Genomic DNA, 22,030 nt, shown 5'->3' on the forward strand with positions numbered 1-22,030 from the left:
CTCAGGCGGCGTCGAGGGGCTGGACGAGCGTCGGGTCGGAGGGGTCGACCGTGCGGGAGTTGTTCACCCGTCGATCGACCTCGTAGGCGGCGATGGTCGACGCGACCCGTTCGGACTCCGTGTTCAAGAGGTCGATCATGCGGTGCTTGCCGGCCTCGTCGAGCTTGGCGGGGTCGAGGTAGTCGTCCCAGGCGGAGGGTTCGAGGAAGACCGGCATCCGGTCGTGGATCTCACCCGACGCATCGCGCGCGGGCCGGGTGATGATCGCGACGGAGACCTGCCAGTCGTCGCCGATCTTGCGGGCCGTGTACAGGCCGGCGGCGGCGAGCAGGCCGCCGTCGGCCGCGTGCAGGAAGTGCGCATCCTTCTTGCCGGCCTCGCCCGTCCACTCGTAGTAGCCCCGCATGGGCACCAGTGCGCGCGTCGCGGCGAAGGCGCCCTTCCAGAGGCCGTTGCTCGCGACCGTCTCGAGGCGGGCGTTGAAGTTCGGCCGCTTGGACTCGCGGATGAAGGCCGGGTGGAAGTCCCAGACGGCTGCGTCGACCGTCCGCTCGAGCTCGCCCGTCGCGCTCCGCACCCGCTCGCGCACGATCGGGATCGGATCGGTGGGAGCCAGGGAGTAGCTTGGCCGCCAGTCGCGGAAGTCGCCGCCCGAGGCGACGAACTCCTGGATCAGCTCGTCGGTCTCGGAATCGAGGGCGAAGCGTCCGCACATGCTGGCAGCGTACCCGCTGCCTCCGACGTCGGTCTCACCTTCGACTTCACCCCTCCAATGAGGGGCTTACGAACGGCACGGGCCTATGGCACTGTTCAAAGGTGAGAATGACTCAGTCGAAGGTTGGGGCCTTCCGGCGGTCCACGGACAGTCCGTGGCCTCCCGGGTCTGCCCCGAGGACGCGATCCTCGCGGGGAAGCGCGCAGCCGCGATGAGTCGACGTGCAACAGACGACATCGAGCGCGTTCTCGTCCATCTGAACAGCCTCGAACTCGGGGGTACCCAGATCAACGCGCTCGACCTGGCGGTCGAGGTCCGCCGGCACGGCATCGAATCGATCCTCGTCGGCGCCAGGGAGACGCTTCCCGCCGGCCCGTCGCTGCTCGACATCGCCGCCCGGCGCGGCATCACCGTCGAGGTCTACGACCCGGAGGCGTCGATCCTCGCCCGCGGCCGGCAGCTCACGACGCTCGCCGAACAGCACGGCGCCGAGCTCCTGCACGTGTACGGCTCCTGGGGCGGCGGCGCGCGCCCGACCTACTGGGGCTTCGCGCGCTTCGGTCGCCGGCCCTGGATCCAGACCGTCTACGAGATGGAGGTCTCGCCCAAGATCAAGCGCCACATGCCGCTGATCGTGGGCACCGGCTACCTGGTCGACGAGCTGGAGCGCCGGCCGGGCCGCACGATCCTGATCAGCCCGCCGGTGGACACCGACGCCGACCGGCCCGACCCCGCGGCGGGCGCCGCCTTCCGGGCCGCGCACGGCCTCCACGGCGACCTCCTGATGATCGTCAGCCGACTGGACGCCGACATGAAGTCTCTCCCCATCGGTCTCGCGATCGAAGCGATGGGGACGCTGACGGCCGACGCGACCCTCGCGATCGTGGGCACGGGCGACGATGCCGCGCGGCTGAAGGACGCCGCGGCGCTCGTCAACGCGCGGCTCGGCCGCGAAGCCGTCCGGTTCCTCGGCCCGCTGGCCGATCCCCGTCCCGCCTACGCGGCCGCCGACATCGTGCTCGGCATGGGCAGCTCCGCCGCACGCGGACTCGCGTTCGGCAAGCCGCTGGTGGTGCAGGGTCAAGCGGGCTGGTCCGCGCTCTTCGACGAGGACAGCGCGGCTGAACTCGCGCGCTCCAGCTACTGGAGCCCGCTGTCGGTGGCGAACCCGGTCGAGCGGCTCCGCGCCATCATCGACCCGGTGCTGGCCGACACGGAGGGGCGCGCCAGGCTCGGCGCGTTCGGGCGCGGATTCGCCCTCGAACGCTTCGGTCTGACCCTGATGGCGGCGAAGCTGGCCGGCTTCTACCGGGAGGTCGCTGGAACGTACGGTCTGCGGCAGTGGGCTGCGGATCTCCCGCCGGAGCTCGCGATCCTGGCCCGCAAGGGCGTGAACAGCATCCCGCGGCACTCGCGCTCGCACTCGCGGAGCGGGGTGACCGCGTGAGCGACGAGCGCGGGGGGCGCGACACGGCGCTGTCGGGACCGGGCGCCGCGGCTGCGGACGGCATCGGCGGACGCTCCCTCGTCGGGCGGGCCGCCCGCGGAGCGGCCTGGAGCGGTGTCAGCACGATCGTCCTGCGGCTCGGCGGGCTCGTGGTCGGGATCGTGCTCGCCCGTCTGCTCGCACCCGAGCAGTTCGGCGTCTACGCTGTCGCGCTGACCGTCCAGGGCATCCTGATCACGGTGGCCGACCTGGGGCTGTCCGCCGACCTCATCCGGTCGGACGAGCCGGAGCGGATCGCGCCCACCGTCGCGACGCTCGGCCTCACCGCCGGAACCCTGACAGCCGCGGCGACCGCGGCGTCCAGCATGGGACTCGCGTCGTTGCTCGACAGCCCGCAGGCGGGTCCCGCGATCGCCGTCCTCTCCCTCACGCTGCTGCTCGCCGGAGGGACGGTGGTGCCGTTCGCGATGCTCCAGCGCCGGTTCCAGCAGCGCGAGCTGTTCTTCGTCGGTGTGGCCGACTTCGTCGTCTCCACCACCGTCACCCTGCTGCTCGTGGCGCTCGGGTTCGGCGTGATGGGCTTGGCCATCGGGCGGGTCGCCGCGCAGGTCGTGTCCTCGGCGCTGCAGTTCCTCCTCGCACGCGTGGTGCCCCGGTTCTCGATCGACCGGACCGTCGTCAAGGGAGTGCTCGCCTTCGGGCTCCCGATCGCGGCGGCCAACCTGCTGTCGTGGGCGCTGCTCAACGTCGACAACATCGTGCTCGCGCGTGTCGCCGGCGCGACCGCGCTCGGCTACTACGTGCTCGCCTTCAACATCTCGAGCTGGCCGATGAGCGCGCTGTCGCAGGTCGTGCGCTCGATCGCCCTCCCGTTCTTCTCGCGCTCGCAGGGCGGCACGCACGCTTTCGCAGTCGTCGCCGCCGTCGCCTGGGCGGGCGCCCTCCCGGCCGGTACCGTCCTCGCCGCGCTGAGCTTCCCGCTGATCGACGTGCTCTACGGCGAACGGTGGCTCCCGGGCGCGCCCGTGCTCGCCGCCCTCGGCCTGTACGGGAGTCTTCGCGTGGCGTTCGACATCTCCGCCGGCTACCTGTATTCGCAGGGGCGATCACGCCCGGTCCTCTGGATCCAGATCGTCTGGCTGGTCGCCCTGGTCGCCGCGATGGTGGCGGCGACCCAGGCCTACGGCATCCAGGGAGCCGGCTGGGCGCACGTGGTCGTCGCGGTCGTGGTGATCCTGCCCGCGTATCTGATCGCGTTGAAGCTCACCGGGGTGAAGCTCGGCGACCTGGCCAGGATGGCGTGGCTGCCGACAGCAGCGACGATTCCGGCCGTGGCGGCCGCTGTCGTGGCCACCCTGTTCATCAGCGCTCCCGTCGGTGCGCTCCTGGTCGGAGGCTCGGCGGCCCTCGTTGTCTACGCGGCGCTCATCTGGCCGTGGCTCCGCAAGCAGCTCCGGCTGCTCCGGTCCGGCGGAGCCCGGGAACGGGCGGAGGTGTGAGCATGGCGCAGTCGTCACCGTCGGCGCGGGGCACCGCCCGCCGCGACCCGTCCGCCCGCCGCGAGGCGTGGTTCTTCGGGGCGGTGGTCACGGCGACGGATCTGCTGCCGCCGCGCATCCGCTACGGCTATGTGCACGCGCTCACGCGGCGACTCTTCCGGAGGCCCCTGGCGTCCGTCGAACCGCTGGGGCTTCCGGGCCCGACCGCGACCCCTGCACCGCATGCGACCCCTGCACCGCATGCGACCCCTGCACCGCATGCGACCCCTGCACCGCACGCGACGACCGCCCTGCCCGCGACGCTGACTGTCGCCCTGGTCGGCGGTTCCATGGACGTAGGTGGGATCGGGGCCGTCGTCGAAGTCCTGGCGGCCGCACTTCCATCCGCCGGTGTCCGCCCGGTCGTGGTCTGCGGGCACGACGGCGTCCGGGCCGCGCGACTCCGGGCCCGGGGGACGCCGGTCGTCGTCGCCGAGGACGAGGCACAGGCCGAGGGCGCTCTGCGCGCGCTCGCCCCCGACGTCATCGAGCTGCACGGGGCTCCGGTGCATCTGGAGGACGCCGCGCTCGCGACCGGGATCCCGTGCGTCCCCGTGCTCCACAACACAGAGATCCACTACACGCGTGCGCGCTGGCACCGCTTCGCGCAGGTGCTGGAGTCGTCGCCGGCCGCCATCGCCGTGAGCGAGACGGTCCGCGAGTTCCACGCGAGGCGGGTTGCGGCCGAATCCGCGAGACGGATCCACGTCGTCTCCAACGCCTCCCCGTCGGCCGGTGCGCCGAGCGGCGAGGAGCGGCGCGCCGCGCGTGCCGCTGTCGGACGCGCGATCGGGGTGCTCGGCGACGACGATGTCCTCATCGTCAGCCTCGCCCGCTACGACTCGCAGAAGAACGTGGCAGGACTCGTCGCGTCCTTCCTCGACACGGTGACGGACGAGGGCGTCCGCCTGGTGATCGCGGGAGAGCCGTCGGACTGGGCGGAACTGCGCAGGGCCGACGCCCTCCGGCGTCGCTCCGACCGCGCGCACCGCGTCGCCCTGCTGGCCTCCTCGGACGCCCGGGTGCTGCTCGCGGCGGCGGACGGCTTCCTGCTCGACTCGTTCTTCGAGGGCTGGCCGGTGGCCGCGACCGAAGCCCAGTCAGCGGGCCTTGCTCTCGTGCTGGCCGACTTCGGCGGAGCGCGCGAACTCGTCGGGAGGGACCCCGAGGCGTCCGTCGTGATCCCGAACGCCTCCGGCCCGGCCGGGAGCGTGTCCGACGCCGCCGTGGCCCGGGCGCGAAGGGAATGCGGGCACCAGCGGAACGCGGCCGCCCTGGGCGCGGCGGTCGACGCGCTCGCCGCCCGGGTGCGCGCGGGATCGCGCCCGCGGCCCGCGCCGTCGGAGCCTCTGCTCAGCGCGATGGCCGAAGGACACGCCGCCGTGCTGCGATCCGCAGCGCGCCGGACGGCCGCCGTGAGTGCCGGGCACGTCGAAGGAGGCAGCCGATGACCAGCTGGGACGGCATTCGTTCCACCGTCCGCCGCGCCCGCACCGTCGGCGCCCACGGGATCGCCCAGCGGCTCGCCCAGCGGGCCTACCTGCGCACCGGCGCGGCGGAGCTTTCGTTCAACCTCGCCTTCGACGACATCCTCACCGACATCCCGCGCGAGCTGCCCGTGCCGGAGGTCCGTCCGGCCCACGGCACGCCGATCACCGTCGGCTGGGTCTCGACGCCGCCGGCACCGGGTTCCGGAGGGCACACCACGCTGTTCCGCATGGTGGAGGCCCTCGAAGAGCGCGGGCACCGCTGCGTGCTGTACCTCTATGACAAGAACGGGGTGGACGTCGCGGCGGCCACCGCCGTTATCCGGGAGCACTGGCCGCGGATGCGGGCGACGGTGGCGGATGCCGCCGCGGGCATCGGCGCCATCGACGCCGTCGTGGCGTCGGGCTGGGAGTCCGCGCACGTGATCGTGCGGTACGGCCGCGCTCCGATGCGCCGGCTCTACTTCATCCAGGACTACGAGCCGTATTTCTACGGTCACGGTTCGCAGTACGAGCTGGCGGCGATGACGTACCGGCTGCCGTTCCGCCGCATCGCCCTCGGGGAGATGCTGGACGCGATGATCACGCGGGCGACCGGACTCGCGAACGACGTCGTGCCCTTCGGCTGCGACTCGCGGGTGTACCGGCTTCCCGAGGGCTCCCGGCCGCGGAGCGGGATCGTCTTCTACTGCCGGCCGGACTTCCCGCGCCGCGGGTACGAACTGGCGTGCGTGGCGCTGACGCTGTTCCATCGGATGCATCCGGAGCAGGAGATCCACGTCTACGGAGCACGGCCGCGCGGACTCGGCATCCCGGTCACCTTCCACGGCCGGCTCACGACCGCCGAGCTCAACGACCTCTACGGTCGCACGATCGCGGGCCTCGCGATGTCGTTCACGAACATCACGCTCGTCGCCGAGGAGATGCTCGCCGCCGGGAACATCCCGGTCGTGAACGACCTGGAACTCGCGCACCTGGTGCTGCCGAACGAGCACGTGCGGTGGGCGCCGCCCACGGCGGCCGCGCTGGCCGGCGCGCTCGGCGCGGCCGTCAGCGCTCCGGATGTCGCTCAGCGGGCGGAGGCCGCTGCCGCGTCGGTCGTCGGCCGGTCGTGGGAGCCCACCTACCGCGCGGTGGCCGCGATCGTCGAGGACGAGGTCTACGGCGACCAGGCGTCGTCGGCCGCCGGCGCCCGACTCACCGACCAGGGGGAGACAGCATGAGGGAATCGAAGGCCGCGCGCGCACCGCACGTGCTCATCATCGTGGAGAACCTGCCCGTGCCGCTCGATCGCCGCGTCTGGCTGGAGTGCCAGGCGCTGGTCGCGCGCGGCTACCGGGTGAGCGTGATCTGCCCGAAGGGTCCGGGCGACCCGGCCCACCAGCACCTCGACGGCGTCGACATCCACAAATACGCTCCGCCGCGCGAGGCCGTCGGGCTCTTCGGGTTCGCGTGGGAGTTCCTCTACTGCTGGGTGCACACGGCGCGCCTGTCGCTGAAGGTCTGGCGACGGCGGCGCTTCGACATCATCCAGGCGTGCAACCCGCCGGACACGTACTGGCTGCTCGCCCTGCTCTGGCGGGTGCGGGGCGTCCACTTCGTGTTCGACCACCACGACCTCAACCCCGAGCTCTTCGTCTCCCGCTTCGGGAGGCCGCGGAGCCTCCCCCAGAAGCTGGAGTTCCGCGGCCTGCTCTGGCTGGAGCGCAAGACGTTCCACACCGCAGAGCGCGTGATCTCGACCAACGAGTCGTACAAGGCCATCGCCGTCCGCCGCGGCGGCCGCCGCCCCGGCCATGTCACGGTGGTGCGCAGCGGGCCGGACACGCGCCGGATGCGGCCGATCTACCCGCAGAGTCCGCGTCCTGCGGACGGGATCGTGCTTGCGTACCTGGGCATCATGGGGCCGCAGGACGGCGTCGACCAAGTGCTCCTCGTCATGGAGGAGCTGGTGCACAAGCGCGGCCGGTCGACCGTGACCGCGACGCTCCTGGGCTTCGGCGACTGCCTCGAGGAGCTGAAGGCGCAGTCGACGCGGCTCGGGCTCGACGAGCACGTGACGTTCACGGGCCGGGTCGACCGGGTGGCGATGGCCGAGTACCTGAGCCGCGCCGACATCGGGGTGTGTCCCGACCTGAAGACGCCGCTCAACGACCTCTCCACGATGAACAAGACGATGGAGTACATGGCGTACGCGCTGCCGTCCGTCTCGTTCGATCTGGCGGAGACCCGCGTCTCCGGCGGCGAGAGCCTGCTCTATGTGCCGTCCGGCGACATCGCGGCGTTCGCCGACGCGGTGGAGCGACTCATCGACGACCCGGCACTGCGCGTCGAACTGGGCCGGGCGGGCCGGGCGCGCGTCGCCTCCGAGCTCGACTGGCGGCCGCAGGCCGAGGCGTACGTGTCGGTCTTCGACGAGGTGTCCGGCTTCTCGCAGCCGGGACCGGCGGTGCCCGACGACGGCAGCGGTGTCGCGACCGCCGACCCGCAGGGACGGCGCTATGTTGATCTCGACGACAGCGCCGAGTTCGACCGCTATCTCCTGGAACGGAGGGCTCCGTGATGAGGACGCGCGTCCACGACCTCCTCGCCCAGGCCGCCGCGACGGCCGCGGAGCGTCCCGCCCTGACGTACAAGACGTCGACGGTCGGCTACGGCGAGCTCTGGGGCCGCACGCTGAGCGTGGGCGCGCAGCTCGCGGAGCTGGGCGTCGAGCCGGGGGACCGGGTGGCGATCTACCTCGAGAAGCGCATCGAGACGGTGATCGCGCTGTTCGCCGCATCCGTCGCGGGCGGCGTCTTCGTGCCGGTCAACCACGTGCTCAAGCCCGCACAGGTCGGGCACATCCTGCGCGACAGCGGTGCGCGCATCCTGATCACCTCCGCGGACCGGCTGGGCCAGCTCACGGGCGAGCTCGCCGGCACCGCTGTCGCCGGGGTGATCCTGGTCGGCGAGCCGGCGGACGTCTCGCTCGGCGGCCCGGCGGTGCACCGGTGGTCCGGCGATCAGCCGTCGACGGAGGTCCCACCGGTCCGCGCGATCGACGTGGACCCCGCCGCCATCCTCTACACCTCCGGGAGCAGCGGCAAGCCGAAGGGGGTGGTGCTGAGCCACCGGAACCTCATCGTGGGAGCCGAGAGCGTCAGCAGCTACCTGAAGAACACCGCCGACGATGTCATCCTGAGCGTCCTCCCGCTGAGCTTCGACGCGGGCCTCAGCCAGGTGACCACGGCGTTCTCGGTCGGCGCCCACTGCGTGCTGATGAACTACCTGCTGCCGCGCGACGTCCCCCGGCTCTGCGAGCAGCACGGTGTCACCGGGATCACCGGCGTGCCGCCGCTCTGGCTCCAGCTCGCCGAGGTGCCCTGGCCGGAGGAGACGGCCGGGCGCATCCGCTACTGGGCGAACACCGGAGGCCGGATGCCGCGCACCGTCCTCGACCGGTTGCGTTCGATCTTCACCTCGGCCGACCCCTACCTCATGTACGGGCTCACCGAGGCGTTCCGCTCCACCTACCTCGACCCGGCCGAGGTGGACCGGCGCCCCGACTCCATCGGCAAGGCCATCCCGAACGCGGAAGTGCTCGTGCTGCGGCCGGACGGCACCCGCTGCGCGCCGGGGGAGGAGGGCGAACTCGTCCATCGGGGCGCCCTCGTCGCCCTCGGGTACTGGAACGACCCCGAGCGGACGCGCGAGCGCTACCGTCCGGTGCCGCACCCCGGCCAGGAGTGGCGGGCGCCGGAGCTCGCGGTCTGGTCCGGCGACACCGTGGTCGCCGACGAGGAGGGCTTCCTCTACTTCGTCGGACGCACCGACGAGATGATCAAGACCTCCGGCTACCGGGTGAGTCCGTCGGAGATCGAGGAGGCGGCGTACGGCACCGGCCTGGTGCGCGACGCGGTCGCGCTCGGCGTCGAAGAGCCCGGGCTGGGGCATCGCGTCGTCCTCGTGGCCACGGCGGCAGGCGACGGGCTGGAGTCGACCGTTCTGCTGGGCGCCCTGCGTCAGGTGCTCCCGCTGTACATGGTCCCCTCGACCATCGAGCTGCGCGGCGAGCTGCCGCGCTCGCCCAACGGCAAGTTCGATCGCGTTCTCCTGAAAGCGCAGGTGTCGGCATGAAACCGCAGGAGCATGTCGCCGCCTTCGGCACGATCGGCGGCGAGCTGCGCGTCGGAGGCATGCCGCTCTCGCGGCTGGCCGCGCGCGTCGGCTCCACCCCGTTCTTCGCCTACGACCGCGGCCTGCTCGACCGGAGGGTCGCGGAGTTGCGCGCCCTCCTGCCCGACCGCGTCGAGCTGAGCTACGCCATGAAGGCGAATCCGATGCCGGCCGTCGTGCACCACCTCTCGTCGCGGGTCGACCGGATCGACGTGGCGTCCGGGCTCGAGCTGCGCACGGCCTTGGACACGGGGATCCGCCCCGAGGCCGTCAGCTTCGCCGGGCCCGGCAAGTCCCCCGCCGAACTGCGTCAGGCGGTCGCCGCGGGGATCGTCGTCGAGATCGAGTCGCGCACCGAGATCGAGCGCGTGATCGCCGCCGGCGACGAGCTGGGCGTGACGCCGGTCGTCGCGATCCGGGTCAACCCCGACTTCGCGGTCAAGGGCTCGGGGATGCGGATGGGCGGCGGCCCGCAGCAGTTCGGCGTCGACGCCGAGCTCGTCCCCGAGCTGCTGCGGGAGTTCGGCGCCGCCGGGCTCGACATCCGCGGGTTCCACGTGTTCGCCGGCTCGCAGAACCTCGTCGCCTCGATCATCGCCGAAGCGCAACGGCGCACCGTCGACCTGGTGAGCGGGCTGGCCGAGCACCTCCCCTCGCCGGTCCGCTACCTCAACCTCGGCGGCGGCTTCGGCATCCCGTACACCGAGCGCGATCGCCCGCTCGAACTGGAGGCCGTGAGCTCGGCGCTCCACGAGCTGGTCGACGGTGCGCTGTCCGAACGGCTCCCGGAGGCCGTTCCCGTGATCGAGCTCGGCCGTTACCTCGTCGGTGAGTGCGGGGTCTACGTCACCCGTGTCCTCGACCGGAAGGTGTCGCGCGGCAAGACCTATCTGGTGGTCGACGGCGGCATGCACCACCAGCTCGCGGCCTCCGGAAACTTCGGGCAGGCGATCCGCCGCAACTACCCGCTGGTGGTCGGCAACCGCGTCGACGCGGCCGAGGACGACGGCGTGACGGTCGTGGGCTGCCTGTGCACGCCGCTCGACCTCCTGGGCGACGACGTCGTCCTCCCGGACGCCGGCATCGACGACCTGATCGTCATCTTCCAGCAGGGCGCGTACGGCCTGACCGCGAGCCCGACCGCCTTCCTCGGCCACCCCGCACCGGCCGAGGTCCTCGTCTGAGCACCACCCGACACAAGGAGAACCGCGAATGACCGACACCGTCGATGCCGTGAAAGACGTCCTGATCGAGACTCTCGAACTCCGTCAGACACCCGCAGAGCTCACGCGCGACACGCCCCTGTTCGGGGCGCTGCCCGAGCTCGACTCCTTCGGCGTCGTGCAGCTCGTCGTCGCGCTGGAGGGGCGCTTCGACATCGTCATCGACGATGAGGAGTTCGGCGCCGACCTCTTCGAGACGGTCGGTTCGCTGACCGACTTCGTCGACGCCAAGCTCGCCGCCTGACGCCATGTCGAGCGCAGGCGTGCTCCCCGGAGTGCTCGCGACCCAGGGCGAGGCGCCCGCCGGCGTCCTCGGCCGGGTCGGGGACGCCGTCGAGGTGACCGAGCTCGGCGCGGGCGCGGTCCGGCTGGCCCACTGGGGCCTCGGGCCGCTCGAAGCCGGCTCCACGCTGCTGCTCTCGCGGGTGGTGCGCCGGTCTGACGGCGCCGTCGGTCCGGCCGAGGTCGCGGAGCTGATGGCGCGCGATCCCGCCGCACTGACCCGGCTGCTGCCGCCGTTCGCCGCGGCGGGGGCACGTCGGGACGGGGTGACCCTCGTCGCGGACTCGATGGGCTTCCGCCAGCTCTTCCACAGCGAACCGGGCGCGCAGGGGCCCGGGGTGCTGTCCACCTCGGCCCTGCTCGCCGGGTGGACCAGGGGAGCGGCGCTGGACCGCGTCGCCGTCGCTGTGCAGTCCCTGCTCGGCTGGCAGCTCGGCCAGCGCACCCTGCACGAGGGCGTCACCAAGCTCGAACCGGCGGCGAGCGTGCACCTGGGTGCCGGAGGGGTGAGCGTCGTGGCGGGTGAACCGGACGCCGGGCCTCCGCTCCCGCTCGAGGACGCGGTCGTGCAGGCGGCGGCCCTGCTCCGGGAGTCGCTCGCGGCTCTGCTCGACGACGAGCCGGACGCCGTGCTCCAGCTCACGGGCGGCCTCGACTCCCGGTTGCTGCTGAGCGCGATCCCCGCCGCGCGCCGCCACGGCCTGCGCGCGATGACCCTGAGCGTGCCCGGGAGCGGTGACGTCGCGATCGCCCGCGAGATCACCGCGGCGAACGGGATGGCGCATGAAGTGCACGGGCTGGCCGACCTCGGCGGCATCGAGCCGGCCGAAGCCTGGAGGCTGTGCACGGACGCGGCGCTCCGGCTCGACGGGATGTCCGATCCCGTCGCCCTCGCCGCGCTCGGGGTGGCCGAGCGCGGCTTCTCGCAGGGCGTGCGCATCTCAGGTCTCGGCGGGGAGGTCGCGCGCGGTTTCTACTATGTGGGCCGCGTGCGCGACCGCCCCTACACGCGGGCGGATGCGGAGCAGCTCGCCGCGTGGCGCATGTTCGTCAACGAGGCGGTCGAGCCGGGCGTCCTCGCCGCCGAGTTCGCCACGTGGGCTCGGGAGGCGGCGAACGGCGAAGTCTATGCCGCGCTGCGTCGCGGGGGCGACGAGTGGTACCGCGCCACAGACACGCTCTATCTGCGCGATCGCATGCAGCGCTGGGCGGGCGCGACCGACACGGCCGTCGGCTACCAGCGGGTCGTGGTCAACCCCATGCTCGACCACGGCTTCCTCGACATCTGCTCGCGGCTGACCCCGCAGGACAAGGCGCACTCCCGGTTCCTCGCCGCGCTGCAGATGGAGCTCGACCCGGAGCTCGGGCGGCGCCCGCTCGAGGGCAGGCCGAGCCCCGCCGCCTACGCCCGCCCGTCCCTGCTGCACCCGGTCGCGCAGACCGTGCGGACCGGCACGAGGCTCGCCCGCAAGGCGGCCCAGCGCGTGCGCCGGGGCAATCGGCCGCCCGCCGGTGGAGAGATCCTCGCCGGCCTGGTCGTGCAGCACTGGCGTCAGGACGACCGGGTCCGTTCCGCGCTGGGCGCCACCGGGCTGGTCGACGAGCGCTGGCTCGACGTGATGATGGCAGGCGAGCTGGAACCGCGTCCGAGCACCGTCGGGTTCCTGACGAACCTGATCGTGGCGTCCGGTGGTCTCCCGTCGAGCGCACCTCAGGCCGGCTGAGGAACGAGCTCCTCGTAGAGCGCGGAGAGCTGCTCGACGCGTGCGCTCCACAGGTGCGTGCGCTCGGCGTGCTCGCGTGCTGCGGCGCCCATCCGGCGCCGCAGAGCGGGATCCTCGACCAGCTTCCGGATCGCGGCCGCGCAGTCGCTCGCCAGCTGAGCGGGTGACTCGGCGTCCAGCCGGAACGCGCACGAGTCGTCCACATTGGCCCCGGGGCCGCCGCGGCGGCAGACGACGAGCGGAAGGCCGTACGCCATGGCCTCCAGGCTCACGTTGCCGCCGGGCTCGCGATAGCTGGGGAAGACGAACACGTCCGCGCGCTCGTAGAAGCCGTCGACCTCGGCGCGGGGACGCGCGCCGTGGAAGGTCACCCGGTCCCGCAGGCCGAGCTCCGCCGTGAGCGCCTCGCACGCCGCGCGGTCGTTGCCGTCGCCCACCACATCGAGGACCACGTCGAGGTCGCATATCAGGCCCATCGCGCGGATGACGTCGCGCAGGCCTTTCGTCCTGATCGTCCGCCCGACGTGCAGCAGCCGCACGGGACCGGTGCGACCGGAACGATCGATGGGCGGCTGGACGGCGTGGATCGCGGTCTCGCTCATCACCTCGAACCGCTTCACCGAGAGGCCGGCCAGGAGCTCGCGCGCATAGGGGGCGACGCCGATCACGCAGTCCGCGGCCTCGTACGTGCGGCGGAGCAGCGGGTCGTGGCGCATCCGCCAGCCGTCGAGCGCGCGCAGCCGCTGGTACCAGGGCGTCGCGCCCTCCTCCGCGGCGAACGCGGGCGGGGAGGTCAGGCTGCCTCCGACCGGACCGATGACGAACGGGAGGCCCAGCCCGGCCGCCGGCGAGGGGTAGCGCATGGCGACGGGAACCACCTGGTGGGCGATGTCGAAGCCGTCGCCCGCGGCGAGCCTCCGCTTCAGCCAGCGGCGCGCCCGCACCTGGAACGGGAGGTAGCCGGGCTGCATCAGACTGTTGAGCCGTTCGAGGCGGCCGACGCCCGGGGGCTCCTGCCACTCGACCACCTCGACATCGGGCAGCTGCTCGGACGGAGGCCGGTGCCCGCGCTTGTAGGTCGTCAGGAGCGTCAGGTCGAAACGTTCCGCGAGGAGCGACGCCCACTGGAAGGCCACCCAGGACTCGCCCACGTCGTCACCGTCGCACGCCGGTGCGACCAGCAGGACCTTCTTCGGCTCGCCCATGGGTCAGCGGGGGATCAGGGTGCGGTTCGCGCCGAGCGCTGGCGGCCGTCGGGACGGCTGCAGCAGGGCCCGCGCGGTCGGCCACGACTTGTCGTGGCCGAGCAGCGCCCGGCGCAGCTCGACCAGCACCGTCAGTGCGAAGTACACGCTCGCGAGCGCTGTGCCGCGGCGACGGCGATAGAGCCGCACCCGGTTGAGGATCTTCATGGTGTGCGTCGTCGAGCTCTCGCCTGAGCCGCCTCCGATGTGCATCGCGCCGGCGTCGGGGGTGTAGACGGTCGCCCAGCCCGCGTCCTTGGCGCGCAGGCTGAAGTCCGTCTCCTCCGAGTAGAGGAAGTACGTCTCGTCCAGGCCGTTCATCTCGCGGAAGCACTCGGCCCTCACCAGGAGGATCGCGCCGACCGCCCACTCCACCTCGTGCTCGGTCTCGTACTCCTTCGGGTCCTCGATGCGCTCGGTGAACACCGGGAGGCCGGTGAAGCTCAGGCCGCCGACGCGCGCCATCGTGGGGCCGCGCCGCAGGGTGGGCGAGAGGCTGCCGTCGGCCTCGCGCACGCGCGGTGCGACGATCCCGATCCCCGGCTTGCGAACCACCGCGAGCATGCGCGGGACGCACTCCGGATCGAGGGTCGCGTCGGGGTTCAGGATCAGGATCGTCTCCGCGTCCGGCGAGGCCTCCACCGCGGTGTTCATGCCCGCCGCGTAGCCGCGGTTGGTGGAGTGGACCACCGTGCAGTCGGTGCGGCGCGCCAGCAGCTCCAGCGTTCCGTCGGTGGAGCCGTTGTCGACGACGACGACGGAGTACGACACGTCGCCGGCCGCGGCGGGGATGCTGTCGAGCAGCGCGTCGATGTGGTCTTCACTGTTGTAGGTCACGACCACGGCAGCGACGTCCACGTGCATGGCGGTCATCCTACTAGCGGGACGAACGGCATGGCCGAGCCGCGTTCGATGCGCCGCAGCGCACCCGCCAGGCCGAGGATGAGGAAGAGCGTCCCCATCGTCATGGGGAACGCGAAGGCGTCGAACGTGAACAGGCAGACGAATCCGGTCGCGATCGACGCGGCCAGCGCGATCGCCAGGTCTCTGGTCGCTTCGTCGCGCTGCCGGATGCGCAGCCGCAGCGACGTCACCAGTGCGGTGGTGCCGAGCGCGATGAAGGCGGCCGTGCCGACGATACCCACGGTGACCAGGAGCAGAAGGTACTGGTTGTCGAAGATGCGGTAGATCGGCAGGAACGTTCCGAGGCCGCGTCCGAACACGGGTCTTCGGAGCAGGAACTCCTCCGCGAGCGAATAGCTGTCGGTGCGCGAGGCGATGCTCGGGTCGTTGGCGGCTCCGGCGAAGAGCCCGATGATCGACGTGAACAGGTTGGGTGTGACGACGCTCATGGCTGCGACACCGACGGCGACCACGCCGAGCATGCGCAGCCGTCGCGTCCTCCGCCAGCCGATCAGGCACACCAGGAAGCCGACCGCCGCGCCCAGGTAGGCGGATCGCGACGACGTGAGCGGAACGACGGCCGCCACGGCCACGGCCGGCAGCCAGCGGACGAGGAGGGGGCGGTGCTTCTGGTTGAACCCGACGTAGAGGGCGAGCGGGAGGATCATCGTGATCAGCGTCCCGTACTCGATCGGATGGGTCGCCGTGCCCGCCGGCCGGGGGAAGCCGCCGCGCGCGTTCAGGGAGTAGCCGGCCGAACCGGTGAGTCCGGGGATGGAGAGCTTGTCGACCCAGATCTGCCGCGTGAGCACCTGGAAGATCCCGAGCAGCGCGATGATGGCGCCGCACACGCAGAGCCGCCAGATCAGCGTCTCGAGCCGCGAGCGATCCGGCACGTTGTCGTGGGTCAGCAGCAGCGTTCCGCTCCACGACGCCAACGCCAGCAGGGCCACGTCTCCCGGGCTGATCTCGGCGGGGGCCATCGGCCCCGACATGGCGAGGACATAGCTGATCCCCACGCAGACCAGGAAGATCCCCAGGGCGATCCGGATGGGCTGGGGCGTGGTCATCCCGCCCCTCCCGGACCCCAGGCGGAAGAACACCCACAGCACCAGGCTGCCCAGCCCGAACAGCATGGACGGTGCGCCGGCGCTGCCCAGGGGGCCGAAGACGAGCCGGGTGGGGACGAAGAGGAGCAGGGCGACGTAGATCGTCAGCCAGCCGACGGCGTCGACCACGGGGCTCGGTATCGCCAGCCGGGTCTCCGGCGGGGCGAGCCGTGTCGTCAAGGCTCCCGCCCGGACTCGGCGGGGGCGCGTCCGGAGAGCTGGGAGACCATCTCGTTCGCCAGGTGGGCGTTCTCGTCCGCCGGGTGGGCGTCGGCGGGCCCATCGGTCGCCACCGGGGTGGGCGGCGCCGGCTCCCGCGCGCCGCGCCGGGGTCGCTTCGGGTGCGCGGTCTCCGTGGCCGCGGCCGGTGCGGCGACCTCGGTGTCATCGTGTTCCCGGCGCGCCTGCCTGCGCGCCTTCCTGCTGGCCAGGAGTCCGTCGAGCGCGAAGGCGACGATCCCGGTCAGCAGCAGCCCGATGACGACCGCGGCGATGACGATCCGGATCGTGCCCGAATAGTCGGCCTTCGCTTTGCTGTCGATGGTCAGCGGCATCGACGTGATGATGGCGTCGGCCGGCGCCGACACCTGCGTCTGCAGCCTGTCCAGCACCACGGGGACCTGCTCGGTCACATAGTCGAGCGCCTTGAGCGCTCCCGCCGACGACTTGTCGGTGACATCGACCTCGATGATCGGGCCGCGGGCCGAGGTGTTGATCAAGACCTGGTACCGAGCGGTCGGCGCCTCCGCCTTGACATGGGCCTGCGCCGACGAGCCCGAGAAGTAGGCCACGAGGATCCCCGCCGGCTGGTCCAGGTCGGAGAGCGCCAGGAACGGGTTGCCGCCCGGGCCGATGGCGGTCTTGGAGGGGAGCAGGAGGATCAGGCCGCTGGCGGTGTAGTTCGGCGGCGTGATGCGATACGCGCCGACCGCCAAGCCGGCCGTGATGAGGAGCCCGGCGACCAGGACGTACCATCGTCGGCCGAGAGCGCGGAGGACGTCTCGTGTCACTGTGTTCCCCCCTCAGAGCGGAGCCGCCACGACTGGCTGGCGTAGCGAGTCACGAGTTAGTCTAAACGAGGGACACTCATGACTCTCTGGGATTTTTTCGCCGCTTGTCTCCGACGATGGCCGATCGTGCTCGTGGGAGTCGTTTGCACTGGGCTGGCGGCGTTCGCGCTGCTGAGCGACAAGGGCGTCTATTACACGCGCACGCAGATCGTCTTCCTGGCGCCGAGCAGCTCGTACTACCCCAACACCCTCGCGACGCAGTCCGAGGACATCATCGACACGGCCGGGGTCGTGGCCAAACGCATCACGGGTCCAGGGCCGGTGACCAAGTTCGCCTCCCCGGATGTGACGCTCATCGGCCGGGGCATCCGGGACGGGTGGTCGCTGACGCTGCCCGACACCGGCGGCCAGTGGGGCACCAACTTCCAGAGCCAGATCCTCTACCTCGAGATCGTGGCGCCCGACCGGGCGACCGTCCTCGAACGGCAGACGACGCTCCTCAAGCGGGTGCAGGACGAGCTGGACGCGCTGCAGCGCGAGCGGGGCGTCGAGCCGATCAACGACATCACCGTCCAGGCCGCGCCCCGGTCCACGGTGATCTACCACGTCGGTGGCAGCAAGCCCCGCGCCCTCGGGATGACGGCGGCGCTCGGGGTGGGCATCACCGCGGCCGCCGTCGTGCTGGCGGAACGGCTCGGGCGTCGGCGCCCGCGCCCGCTGCGGCTGTTCCGCTGACGGCGCGGTCAGCGGCGGCGCTTGTACGAGCTCGAAGCGAACGCGCGCAGATCGGCCGGCCCGGGGCGATGGTCGACCATGTGACGCACGGAGGCGACCGTGTCGCGCGCGGTGACGCTGTACCGCGGCTGGAGCCACGTCGTCGCGCGGGTGGGGTAGCGATCGCTGGTGAAGACCGTCCGGTATCCGTGCTCCCGCAGCCGGGCGAGCGATGCCCGGTCGTAGCGGCCGAGCGGGAGCGCCGCCTCCTCGATCGGGCCTCCGCTCGCCTCCGCGAGGATTTCCCTCGCCTCCACGAACTCGCGGTGCTGCTCGGCGGGCGACAGGTTGCGCCAGGGCACGTGCGCCCAGCCGTGTGTTCCGACGCCCATCCCGGCGGAGCGCAATGACCGCAGGTCGTCGGGACCCAGGCTCGCGGCCTCCTCGAGTCGGCCGGCGAGCGGGAAGAAGGTCGCCTGCATGCCCCGTTCGAGGAGCGCGGGGAGGCCGACGTCGATGTCCGAGGAGTTCCCGTCGTCGAAGCTGATCCGCACATCGGGGCGGCCGCGGAGCTCGTCCAGGACGGCGAGGAACAGCTCGCGACTGATCCAGTAGTTCGCCCCGCCGGGTTCTCGTTCCTCCCCCGCGCCGATCCCGTGGAAGCAGATGTTGATCCTCATGCGGCTCCTCGTCGGTCGCCGGTCGCGGTGCCGTTCCGGGTGCTGTCGTCGCGCCCCCAGCCGCCGCCGCTGGAGGCGGCGCGGCGGGCACGCAGAGCGGCGACCACGGTGATCGCGACGTAGGGCACCGCCGCGAAGGCGAGCCGAGGGTGCGGGACGACCACGTCGGTGAACCACGCCCAGCGCCTCGCCGGCCGGACCGGCGCGCCGGTCGCGGCGCCGTCGGCACGCAGCTGGGCGTTGCCGCGCCGCACGCGCTCGAGGCGCGCGAGCAGTGCGCGCGTGGTGCGCGGCGCTTCGACCACGACCTCGACCTCCGGAACCACGACGCGTTCGGCCTCCGAGTAGAGGGAGTCCACGAACAGGTCGTCGGCGATCCGGTCGGGCAACGCGGTGAACCGCGCGCGGCCCTCTTCGGACAGCGTGATCACACCGCGACCGAACAGCCCGGAGCGGAATGCCGGCAGCCGCTCGTTGATGGAGAAGTAGGCGCGCACCGGCCAGGGGCGCCCTGCGGTGTCGAGTCGCCGCCGCGGGACGGCCGCGAGCCGGCCCGGAGCATCGGACAGCCGCGCGACGAGTGCTCCGACCGCGTGCGGGGGGAGCACGATGTCCGCGTCCAGGTAGATGCGCGGGAACGAGGTGGCGACGGCGTCGCCCGCGTTGAGCGCTGCCGCCTTGCCCGGCTCGGGGCGGTCGACGACGACGGCTCCGCCTCGGCGGGCGATGTCGGCCGTCCGGTCCGTGCAGCCGTTGGCGCTCACCACGATCTCCAGCGTTCCGCCGATGTCCTGAGCGGCCAGCGCGTCGAGGCACGCGCCGATCACCTGCTCCTCGTTGTGAGCGGCGATCACGACGCTCGGCATCGGCAACCCCCTCACGTTGTCCTGCGACGTCGATGCTGATGGCTCGGCTCAGCGTAGCGGCAAATGCACGCATTCTGCTCGGGTGAGCCGTCGCGACCGCGACCGGCGCTAAGGTGTTCGTCGTGGAGGCAGGCGGAGCACCCCAGGTTCGGCCGATCTCTGCCGACGACGCGCTCCCGGTCGCCCGCTTCCTCCACAGCAACCTGAACGCGCGGGTGTCCGTCGACGGCTGGGCGCGGCTGCTCCTCCCGCCCTGGGACGACGGCGCCGTGCCGAACCGGGGCTTCCAGCTCGTTCACGACGAGACGATCGTGGGCGCCTACGTCGCCGTCTACTCGCGGCGCGAGTTCGGGGGCGAGCCCCGGGACGTGTGCAATCTCGCGGCCTTCTGCGTCCTGGAGGAGCACCGCGCACACAGCGTCCGGCTCATCCGGGCACTGCTCGGACAGCGCGGGTACGTGTTCACCGACTTCTCGCCGAGCGGCAACGTCGTGGCGATGAACGAGCGACTGGGTTTCCGGCACGTCGACACGGCGGGGCGCCTGGTGGTCAACCTGCCGCGGCCGGGCCGGAGCGCCGCCCGGGTGAGCGACGATCCGGAGGACCTGGAGCGGCGGCTCGAGGGCCGTGACGCTCAGGCGTACCGTGACCACCGAGCGACCGCCGCCGCTCGCCACGTGCTCGTCGAGGCCGACGGCGCCTACGCGTACCTGGTCTATCGGCGCGAGCGGCGCAAGCGCCTGCCGCTGTTCGCGGTCCCCCTCTACGCCGGAGGCGACCGCGCACTGCTGCAGAGGAGCTGGCCGCTCGTGGGCGCCCATCTTCTCCGCCGCGGGCTCCCCGTCACGCTCGCCGAACGCCGGGTGGTCGGCTTCGCTCCGCCGGGCCCGGGCCGCGCCCTCGCGAGCAACCGGCCCAAGATGTTCCGGGGAGCCGACGTCGATCCGGCGTCCCTCGACTACCTCTACAGCGAGCTGACGCTCGTGCAGTGGTGAGACGCGAACGGGAGGCCTCCTCGAAGGAGACCTCCCGTCTGTGTGTGCGTCGCCGGCTCAGTTCGCCGGGGCGACCGCCGTGCCGTCGTCGTAGCGGTTGTTCGACCAGACCGCGCCGGGCGCGTTGATGTCGAACGAGGTGATGGGACCCCACCATCCGCAGACGTAGCCGCGGTTGCCGTCGCCCATCTCGGTGCCTCGCTGCCAGATGTTGTCCTTGAACGTGATGTTCTTGGTCTGTCCCGAGAACGGCTTGCCGGCGGTGGAGCCGCCGTAGGCGCAGTAGCCGCCCGAGCCCGCGAGGATCAGGTTGTTCTGGATGACGTTGTTCTGCACCGGGTCGAAGTCGGGATACCCGGTGATCGCGGCCGAGCAGCCGGCGTCGGGAGCGACGTCCGGGGCCGTGCACCCGATCGTGTTGTGGATCAGTCGGCTGTTGGTGTTGACGCGGATGCCCGACTCGTGGTTCACGCCGGTGTTGTCCGTGTACTGGCCCGCCACGTAGGAGTCCTGCACGGTGCAGTCCGCGTAGCAGTTGATGGAACGCGAGCCGCCGGTCACGTGAACGCGGGTCGCGGTGAAGTACGCGTCACCGATGCCCGTACCCGCGGAGTTGCCCGCGTCGACGAGGCTGTCGGAGATCGTGAAGGAGCCGACGTTGTCGTTGTAGTCGGCGTAGACGCCGCCGTTGATCTGCGACCGGGTGATCACGACGCCCTTCGCGAGCACGCGCAGGTAGCAGTTGACCACCTTGGCGTCGATCACGACGTTGGGCGTCTGGATCGTGCACGGACCGGTGTACGGCGTGAGGGCCGTGCCGGCGGGCACTCCGGTGGTGCTCGGCGACGGGAAGCTCTGACCGAGCGCCGTGATGCCGCCCGTGGGCGCCGGTGGGGTCGGCGTCGTCGTCGGGGTGGGCGTCGGCGTGCTGGTCTTGGTCGGCGTCGGGGTGGGCGTCGGCGTCGGCGTGCTGGTCTTGGTCGGCGTGGGCGTCGGGGTGGGCGTCGTCACTGCTCCGCCGGTGGCGCTGAAGACGACATCCGCCAGGTAGTTGGAGCCCTTGTAGGTCGACGTCGGCATCGCGTTGCTCCGGCCGTACCGGAACACGCCGGCGTTCGACGGCAAGGAGAAGCCGTTCTGCACGTGCGCCTTGTTCAGGACGTGCTGGGTGACGGCGTAACCGCCCTTGGTCGCCAGGTAGGACGCGACATAGGTCGAACGCGCCTTGACCGCGACGGGCTTGGGCAGCGCGACCGTGTGCCAGCCGACGGTGCGGTTGGCGGGGACGGCCGCCGAGGCGAGTGCGGTTCCGGACGACGACCACAGGGTGGCCGTGGTGATGCCCGAGTCCTTCGGGCCCTGGTAGTACTGGAGGGCCGAGATCGTGCCCGACTGGGTCGGGGCGAACCGGACTCCGAGCACGACCGAGTCGTGGTCCGAGGCCGCGGCGATGCGGGGACTCAGGTCATCGGGAAAGATACCGTTGGTATCGGCTTTAGCGGCTGCGGACCCGATCGCGAGCGCACCGGCGGTGACGGCGATCGTCGCCAGCGCTGCTGCGCCGGCCATGAGTCCTCGATTTCTGCGCGCGGACAGGCGGTGCCGTGGCATGTCGGACATAAGGGGGGAACTTCCGTTCGATTGGGCGGACCCGGTGGGTCCGCTTCCGTCGTCTGGGGGTGAGTGGGGGTATCGGCAGGTCGAGCGTCGCCGATGGCAGTCATCGTAGAGGGGCCATATAACAGGTCGCAACCGAGCCCGACACAGCGTTCTCCACCCCAATTCGGGGGAGATGTCGAGGGGCGATCCAGCCGTCCGGCGATGGCAGCAATGGCCCAGCGGATCGCCGTCGCGCGGCCGGTGCGGCCCGAGTCGCGGCGGAGCGTGCCACACGGGCGCCCGAATTCACACGATTCTCTCTGGCTCGCTCACCCC

19 protein-coding genes are annotated in these 22,030 nt (G+C 71.8%); 11 read left to right on the forward strand and 8 right to left on the reverse strand.

Going from position 1 to position 22,030, the window contains the following annotated elements; genetic code table 11:
• Nucleotide 1: 1 nt before the first annotated feature.
• Entirely contained in the window at nt 2-715 is a 714-nt protein-coding gene (locus Q0Q23_RS08900) for an SOS response-associated peptidase (protein WP_295122175.1), read from the reverse strand.
• A gap of 154 nt (nt 716-869) precedes the next feature.
• Here Q0Q23_RS08900 and Q0Q23_RS08905 point away from each other — a divergent pair, with 154 nt between their 5' ends.
• From Q0Q23_RS08905 to Q0Q23_RS08945, 9 genes are read left to right on the forward strand one after another with little or no spacing between them, the layout of a single operon-like run.
• The gene (locus Q0Q23_RS08905; protein WP_295122177.1) at nt 870-2,162 is read left to right on the forward strand and encodes a glycosyltransferase; all 1,293 of its coding nucleotides are present in this window, start codon (nt 870-872) and stop codon (nt 2,160-2,162) included.
• Entirely contained in the window at nt 2,159-3,661 is a 1,503-nt protein-coding gene (locus Q0Q23_RS08910) for an oligosaccharide flippase family protein (protein ID WP_295122179.1), read from the forward strand. Before Q0Q23_RS08905 ends, Q0Q23_RS08910 begins: the two co-directional genes overlap by 4 nt.
• A gap of 2 nt (nt 3,662-3,663) precedes the next feature.
• Entirely contained in the window at nt 3,664-5,151 is a 1,488-nt protein-coding gene (locus Q0Q23_RS08915; protein ID WP_295122181.1) for a glycosyltransferase, read from the forward strand.
• A complete protein-coding gene (locus tag Q0Q23_RS08920) occupies nt 5,148-6,410 on the forward strand; it encodes a glycosyltransferase family 1 protein (RefSeq protein WP_295122183.1) in 1,263 nt (420 codons plus the stop codon). Before Q0Q23_RS08915 ends, Q0Q23_RS08920 begins: the two co-directional genes overlap by 4 nt.
• A complete protein-coding gene (locus tag Q0Q23_RS08925; RefSeq protein WP_295122185.1) occupies nt 6,407-7,750 on the forward strand; it encodes a glycosyltransferase family 4 protein in 1,344 nt (447 codons plus the stop codon). Before Q0Q23_RS08920 ends, Q0Q23_RS08925 begins: the two co-directional genes overlap by 4 nt.
• Nucleotides 7,750-9,306, forward strand: a complete 1,557-nt coding sequence (locus Q0Q23_RS08930) for an acyl-CoA ligase (AMP-forming), exosortase A system-associated (RefSeq protein ID WP_295122271.1) — start codon at nt 7,750-7,752, stop codon at nt 9,304-9,306. The genes Q0Q23_RS08925 and Q0Q23_RS08930 overlap by 1 nt, the downstream gene beginning before the upstream one ends.
• Entirely contained in the window at nt 9,303-10,529 is a 1,227-nt protein-coding gene (locus tag Q0Q23_RS08935) for a pyridoxal-dependent decarboxylase, exosortase A system-associated (RefSeq protein ID WP_295122187.1), read from the forward strand. Before Q0Q23_RS08930 ends, Q0Q23_RS08935 begins: the two co-directional genes overlap by 4 nt.
• 28 nt (nt 10,530-10,557) lie before the next feature.
• Entirely contained in the window at nt 10,558-10,812 is a 255-nt protein-coding gene (locus Q0Q23_RS08940; RefSeq protein WP_295122189.1) for an acyl carrier protein, read from the forward strand.
• A 4-nt stretch (nt 10,813-10,816) separates the two neighbouring features.
• Nucleotides 10,817-12,574, forward strand: coding sequence for a hypothetical protein (locus Q0Q23_RS08945; RefSeq protein WP_295122191.1), 1,758 nt, complete (start codon nt 10,817-10,819; stop codon nt 12,572-12,574).
• On the opposite strand, the gene Q0Q23_RS08950 is transcribed toward Q0Q23_RS08945, so the two are convergent.
• The 4 genes from Q0Q23_RS08950 to Q0Q23_RS08965 are packed head-to-tail and all read right to left on the reverse strand — an operon-like array spanning nt 12,562 to nt 16,840.
• Complete coding sequence (locus tag Q0Q23_RS08950) at nt 12,562-13,779, reverse strand: glycosyltransferase family 4 protein (protein WP_295122193.1); 1,218 nt, start codon at nt 13,777-13,779, stop codon at nt 12,562-12,564. The two genes, Q0Q23_RS08945 and Q0Q23_RS08950, sit on opposite strands and share 13 nt — an antisense overlap.
• Before the next feature lie 3 nt (nt 13,780-13,782).
• Nucleotides 13,783-14,682 carry a glycosyltransferase family 2 protein gene (locus Q0Q23_RS08955; protein ID WP_295122195.1) on the reverse strand — a complete coding sequence of 300 codons (900 nt, stop codon included), beginning with the start codon at nt 14,680-14,682 and terminating at the stop codon, nt 13,783-13,785.
• Between the two features lie 5 nt (nt 14,683-14,687).
• On the reverse strand, nt 14,688-16,010 hold the full coding sequence (locus Q0Q23_RS08960; RefSeq protein WP_295122197.1) for an O-antigen ligase: 1,323 nt from the start codon (nt 16,008-16,010) through the stop codon (nt 14,688-14,690).
• Nucleotides 16,007-16,840: a hypothetical protein gene (locus tag Q0Q23_RS08965; protein WP_295122199.1), complete on the reverse strand. Its 834-nt coding sequence runs from the start codon at nt 16,838-16,840 to the stop codon at nt 16,007-16,009. The genes Q0Q23_RS08960 and Q0Q23_RS08965 overlap by 4 nt, the downstream gene beginning before the upstream one ends.
• A gap of 126 nt (nt 16,841-16,966) precedes the next feature.
• On the opposite strand from Q0Q23_RS08965, the gene Q0Q23_RS08970 reads away from it, so the two are divergent.
• Nucleotides 16,967-17,575: a hypothetical protein gene (locus tag Q0Q23_RS08970; RefSeq protein WP_295122201.1), complete on the forward strand. Its 609-nt coding sequence runs from the start codon at nt 16,967-16,969 to the stop codon at nt 17,573-17,575.
• A gap of 8 nt (nt 17,576-17,583) precedes the next feature.
• Here the strand turns inward: Q0Q23_RS08970 and Q0Q23_RS08975 are convergent, their stop codons facing one another.
• A complete protein-coding gene (locus tag Q0Q23_RS08975; RefSeq protein WP_295122203.1) occupies nt 17,584-18,234 on the reverse strand; it encodes a polysaccharide deacetylase family protein in 651 nt (216 codons plus the stop codon).
• The gene (locus tag Q0Q23_RS08980) at nt 18,231-19,100 is read right to left on the reverse strand and encodes a glycosyltransferase family 2 protein (protein WP_295122206.1); all 870 of its coding nucleotides are present in this window, start codon (nt 19,098-19,100) and stop codon (nt 18,231-18,233) included. The genes Q0Q23_RS08975 and Q0Q23_RS08980 overlap by 4 nt, the downstream gene beginning before the upstream one ends.
• A 122-nt stretch (nt 19,101-19,222) precedes the next feature.
• Between Q0Q23_RS08980 and Q0Q23_RS08985 the strand changes: the two genes are divergently transcribed.
• Nucleotides 19,223-20,095 (forward strand): hypothetical protein, encoded by an 873-nt coding sequence (locus tag Q0Q23_RS08985; protein ID WP_295122208.1) that lies wholly within the window; start codon nt 19,223-19,225, stop codon nt 20,093-20,095.
• A gap of 57 nt (nt 20,096-20,152) precedes the next feature.
• Here the strand turns inward: Q0Q23_RS08985 and Q0Q23_RS08990 are convergent, their stop codons facing one another.
• Nucleotides 20,153-21,664, reverse strand: a complete 1,512-nt coding sequence (locus Q0Q23_RS08990; protein ID WP_295122210.1) for a DUF4082 domain-containing protein — start codon at nt 21,662-21,664, stop codon at nt 20,153-20,155.
• Nucleotides 21,665-22,030 lie beyond the last annotated feature (366 nt).

The organism is uncultured Leifsonia sp., from assembly GCF_945957465.1.
In the GTDB taxonomy this organism is placed as follows: domain Bacteria; phylum Actinomycetota; class Actinomycetes; order Actinomycetales; family Microbacteriaceae; genus Leifsonia.

What these genes read in the sequence shown, in the direction of transcription:
- Q0Q23_RS08900 (WP_295122175.1), bottom strand. Translation starts at nt 715, where the DNA reads ATGTGCGGACGCTTCGCCCTCGATTCCGAGACCGACGAGCTGATCCAG.
- Q0Q23_RS08915 (WP_295122181.1), top strand. Translation starts at nt 3,664, where the DNA reads ATGGCGCAGTCGTCACCGTCGGCGCGGGGCACCGCCCGCCGCGACCCG.
- Q0Q23_RS08920 (WP_295122183.1), top strand. Translation starts at nt 5,148, where the DNA reads ATGACCAGCTGGGACGGCATTCGTTCCACCGTCCGCCGCGCCCGCACC.
- Q0Q23_RS08925 (WP_295122185.1), top strand. Translation starts at nt 6,407, where the DNA reads ATGAGGGAATCGAAGGCCGCGCGCGCACCGCACGTGCTCATCATCGTG.
- Q0Q23_RS08930 (WP_295122271.1), top strand. Translation starts at nt 7,750, where the DNA reads ATGAGGACGCGCGTCCACGACCTCCTCGCCCAGGCCGCCGCGACGGCC.
- Q0Q23_RS08935 (WP_295122187.1), top strand. Translation starts at nt 9,303, where the DNA reads ATGAAACCGCAGGAGCATGTCGCCGCCTTCGGCACGATCGGCGGCGAG.
- Q0Q23_RS08940 (WP_295122189.1), top strand. Translation starts at nt 10,558, where the DNA reads ATGACCGACACCGTCGATGCCGTGAAAGACGTCCTGATCGAGACTCTC.
- Q0Q23_RS08945 (WP_295122191.1), top strand. Translation starts at nt 10,817, where the DNA reads ATGTCGAGCGCAGGCGTGCTCCCCGGAGTGCTCGCGACCCAGGGCGAG.
- Q0Q23_RS08950 (WP_295122193.1), bottom strand. Translation starts at nt 13,779, where the DNA reads ATGGGCGAGCCGAAGAAGGTCCTGCTGGTCGCACCGGCGTGCGACGGT.
- Q0Q23_RS08955 (WP_295122195.1), bottom strand. Translation starts at nt 14,682, where the DNA reads ATGCACGTGGACGTCGCTGCCGTGGTCGTGACCTACAACAGTGAAGAC.
- Q0Q23_RS08975 (WP_295122203.1), bottom strand. Translation starts at nt 18,234, where the DNA reads ATGAGGATCAACATCTGCTTCCACGGGATCGGCGCGGGGGAGGAACGA.
- Q0Q23_RS08980 (WP_295122206.1), bottom strand. Translation starts at nt 19,100, where the DNA reads ATGCCGAGCGTCGTGATCGCCGCTCACAACGAGGAGCAGGTGATCGGC.
- Q0Q23_RS08990 (WP_295122210.1), bottom strand. Translation starts at nt 21,664, where the DNA reads ATGGCCGGCGCAGCAGCGCTGGCGACGATCGCCGTCACCGCCGGTGCG.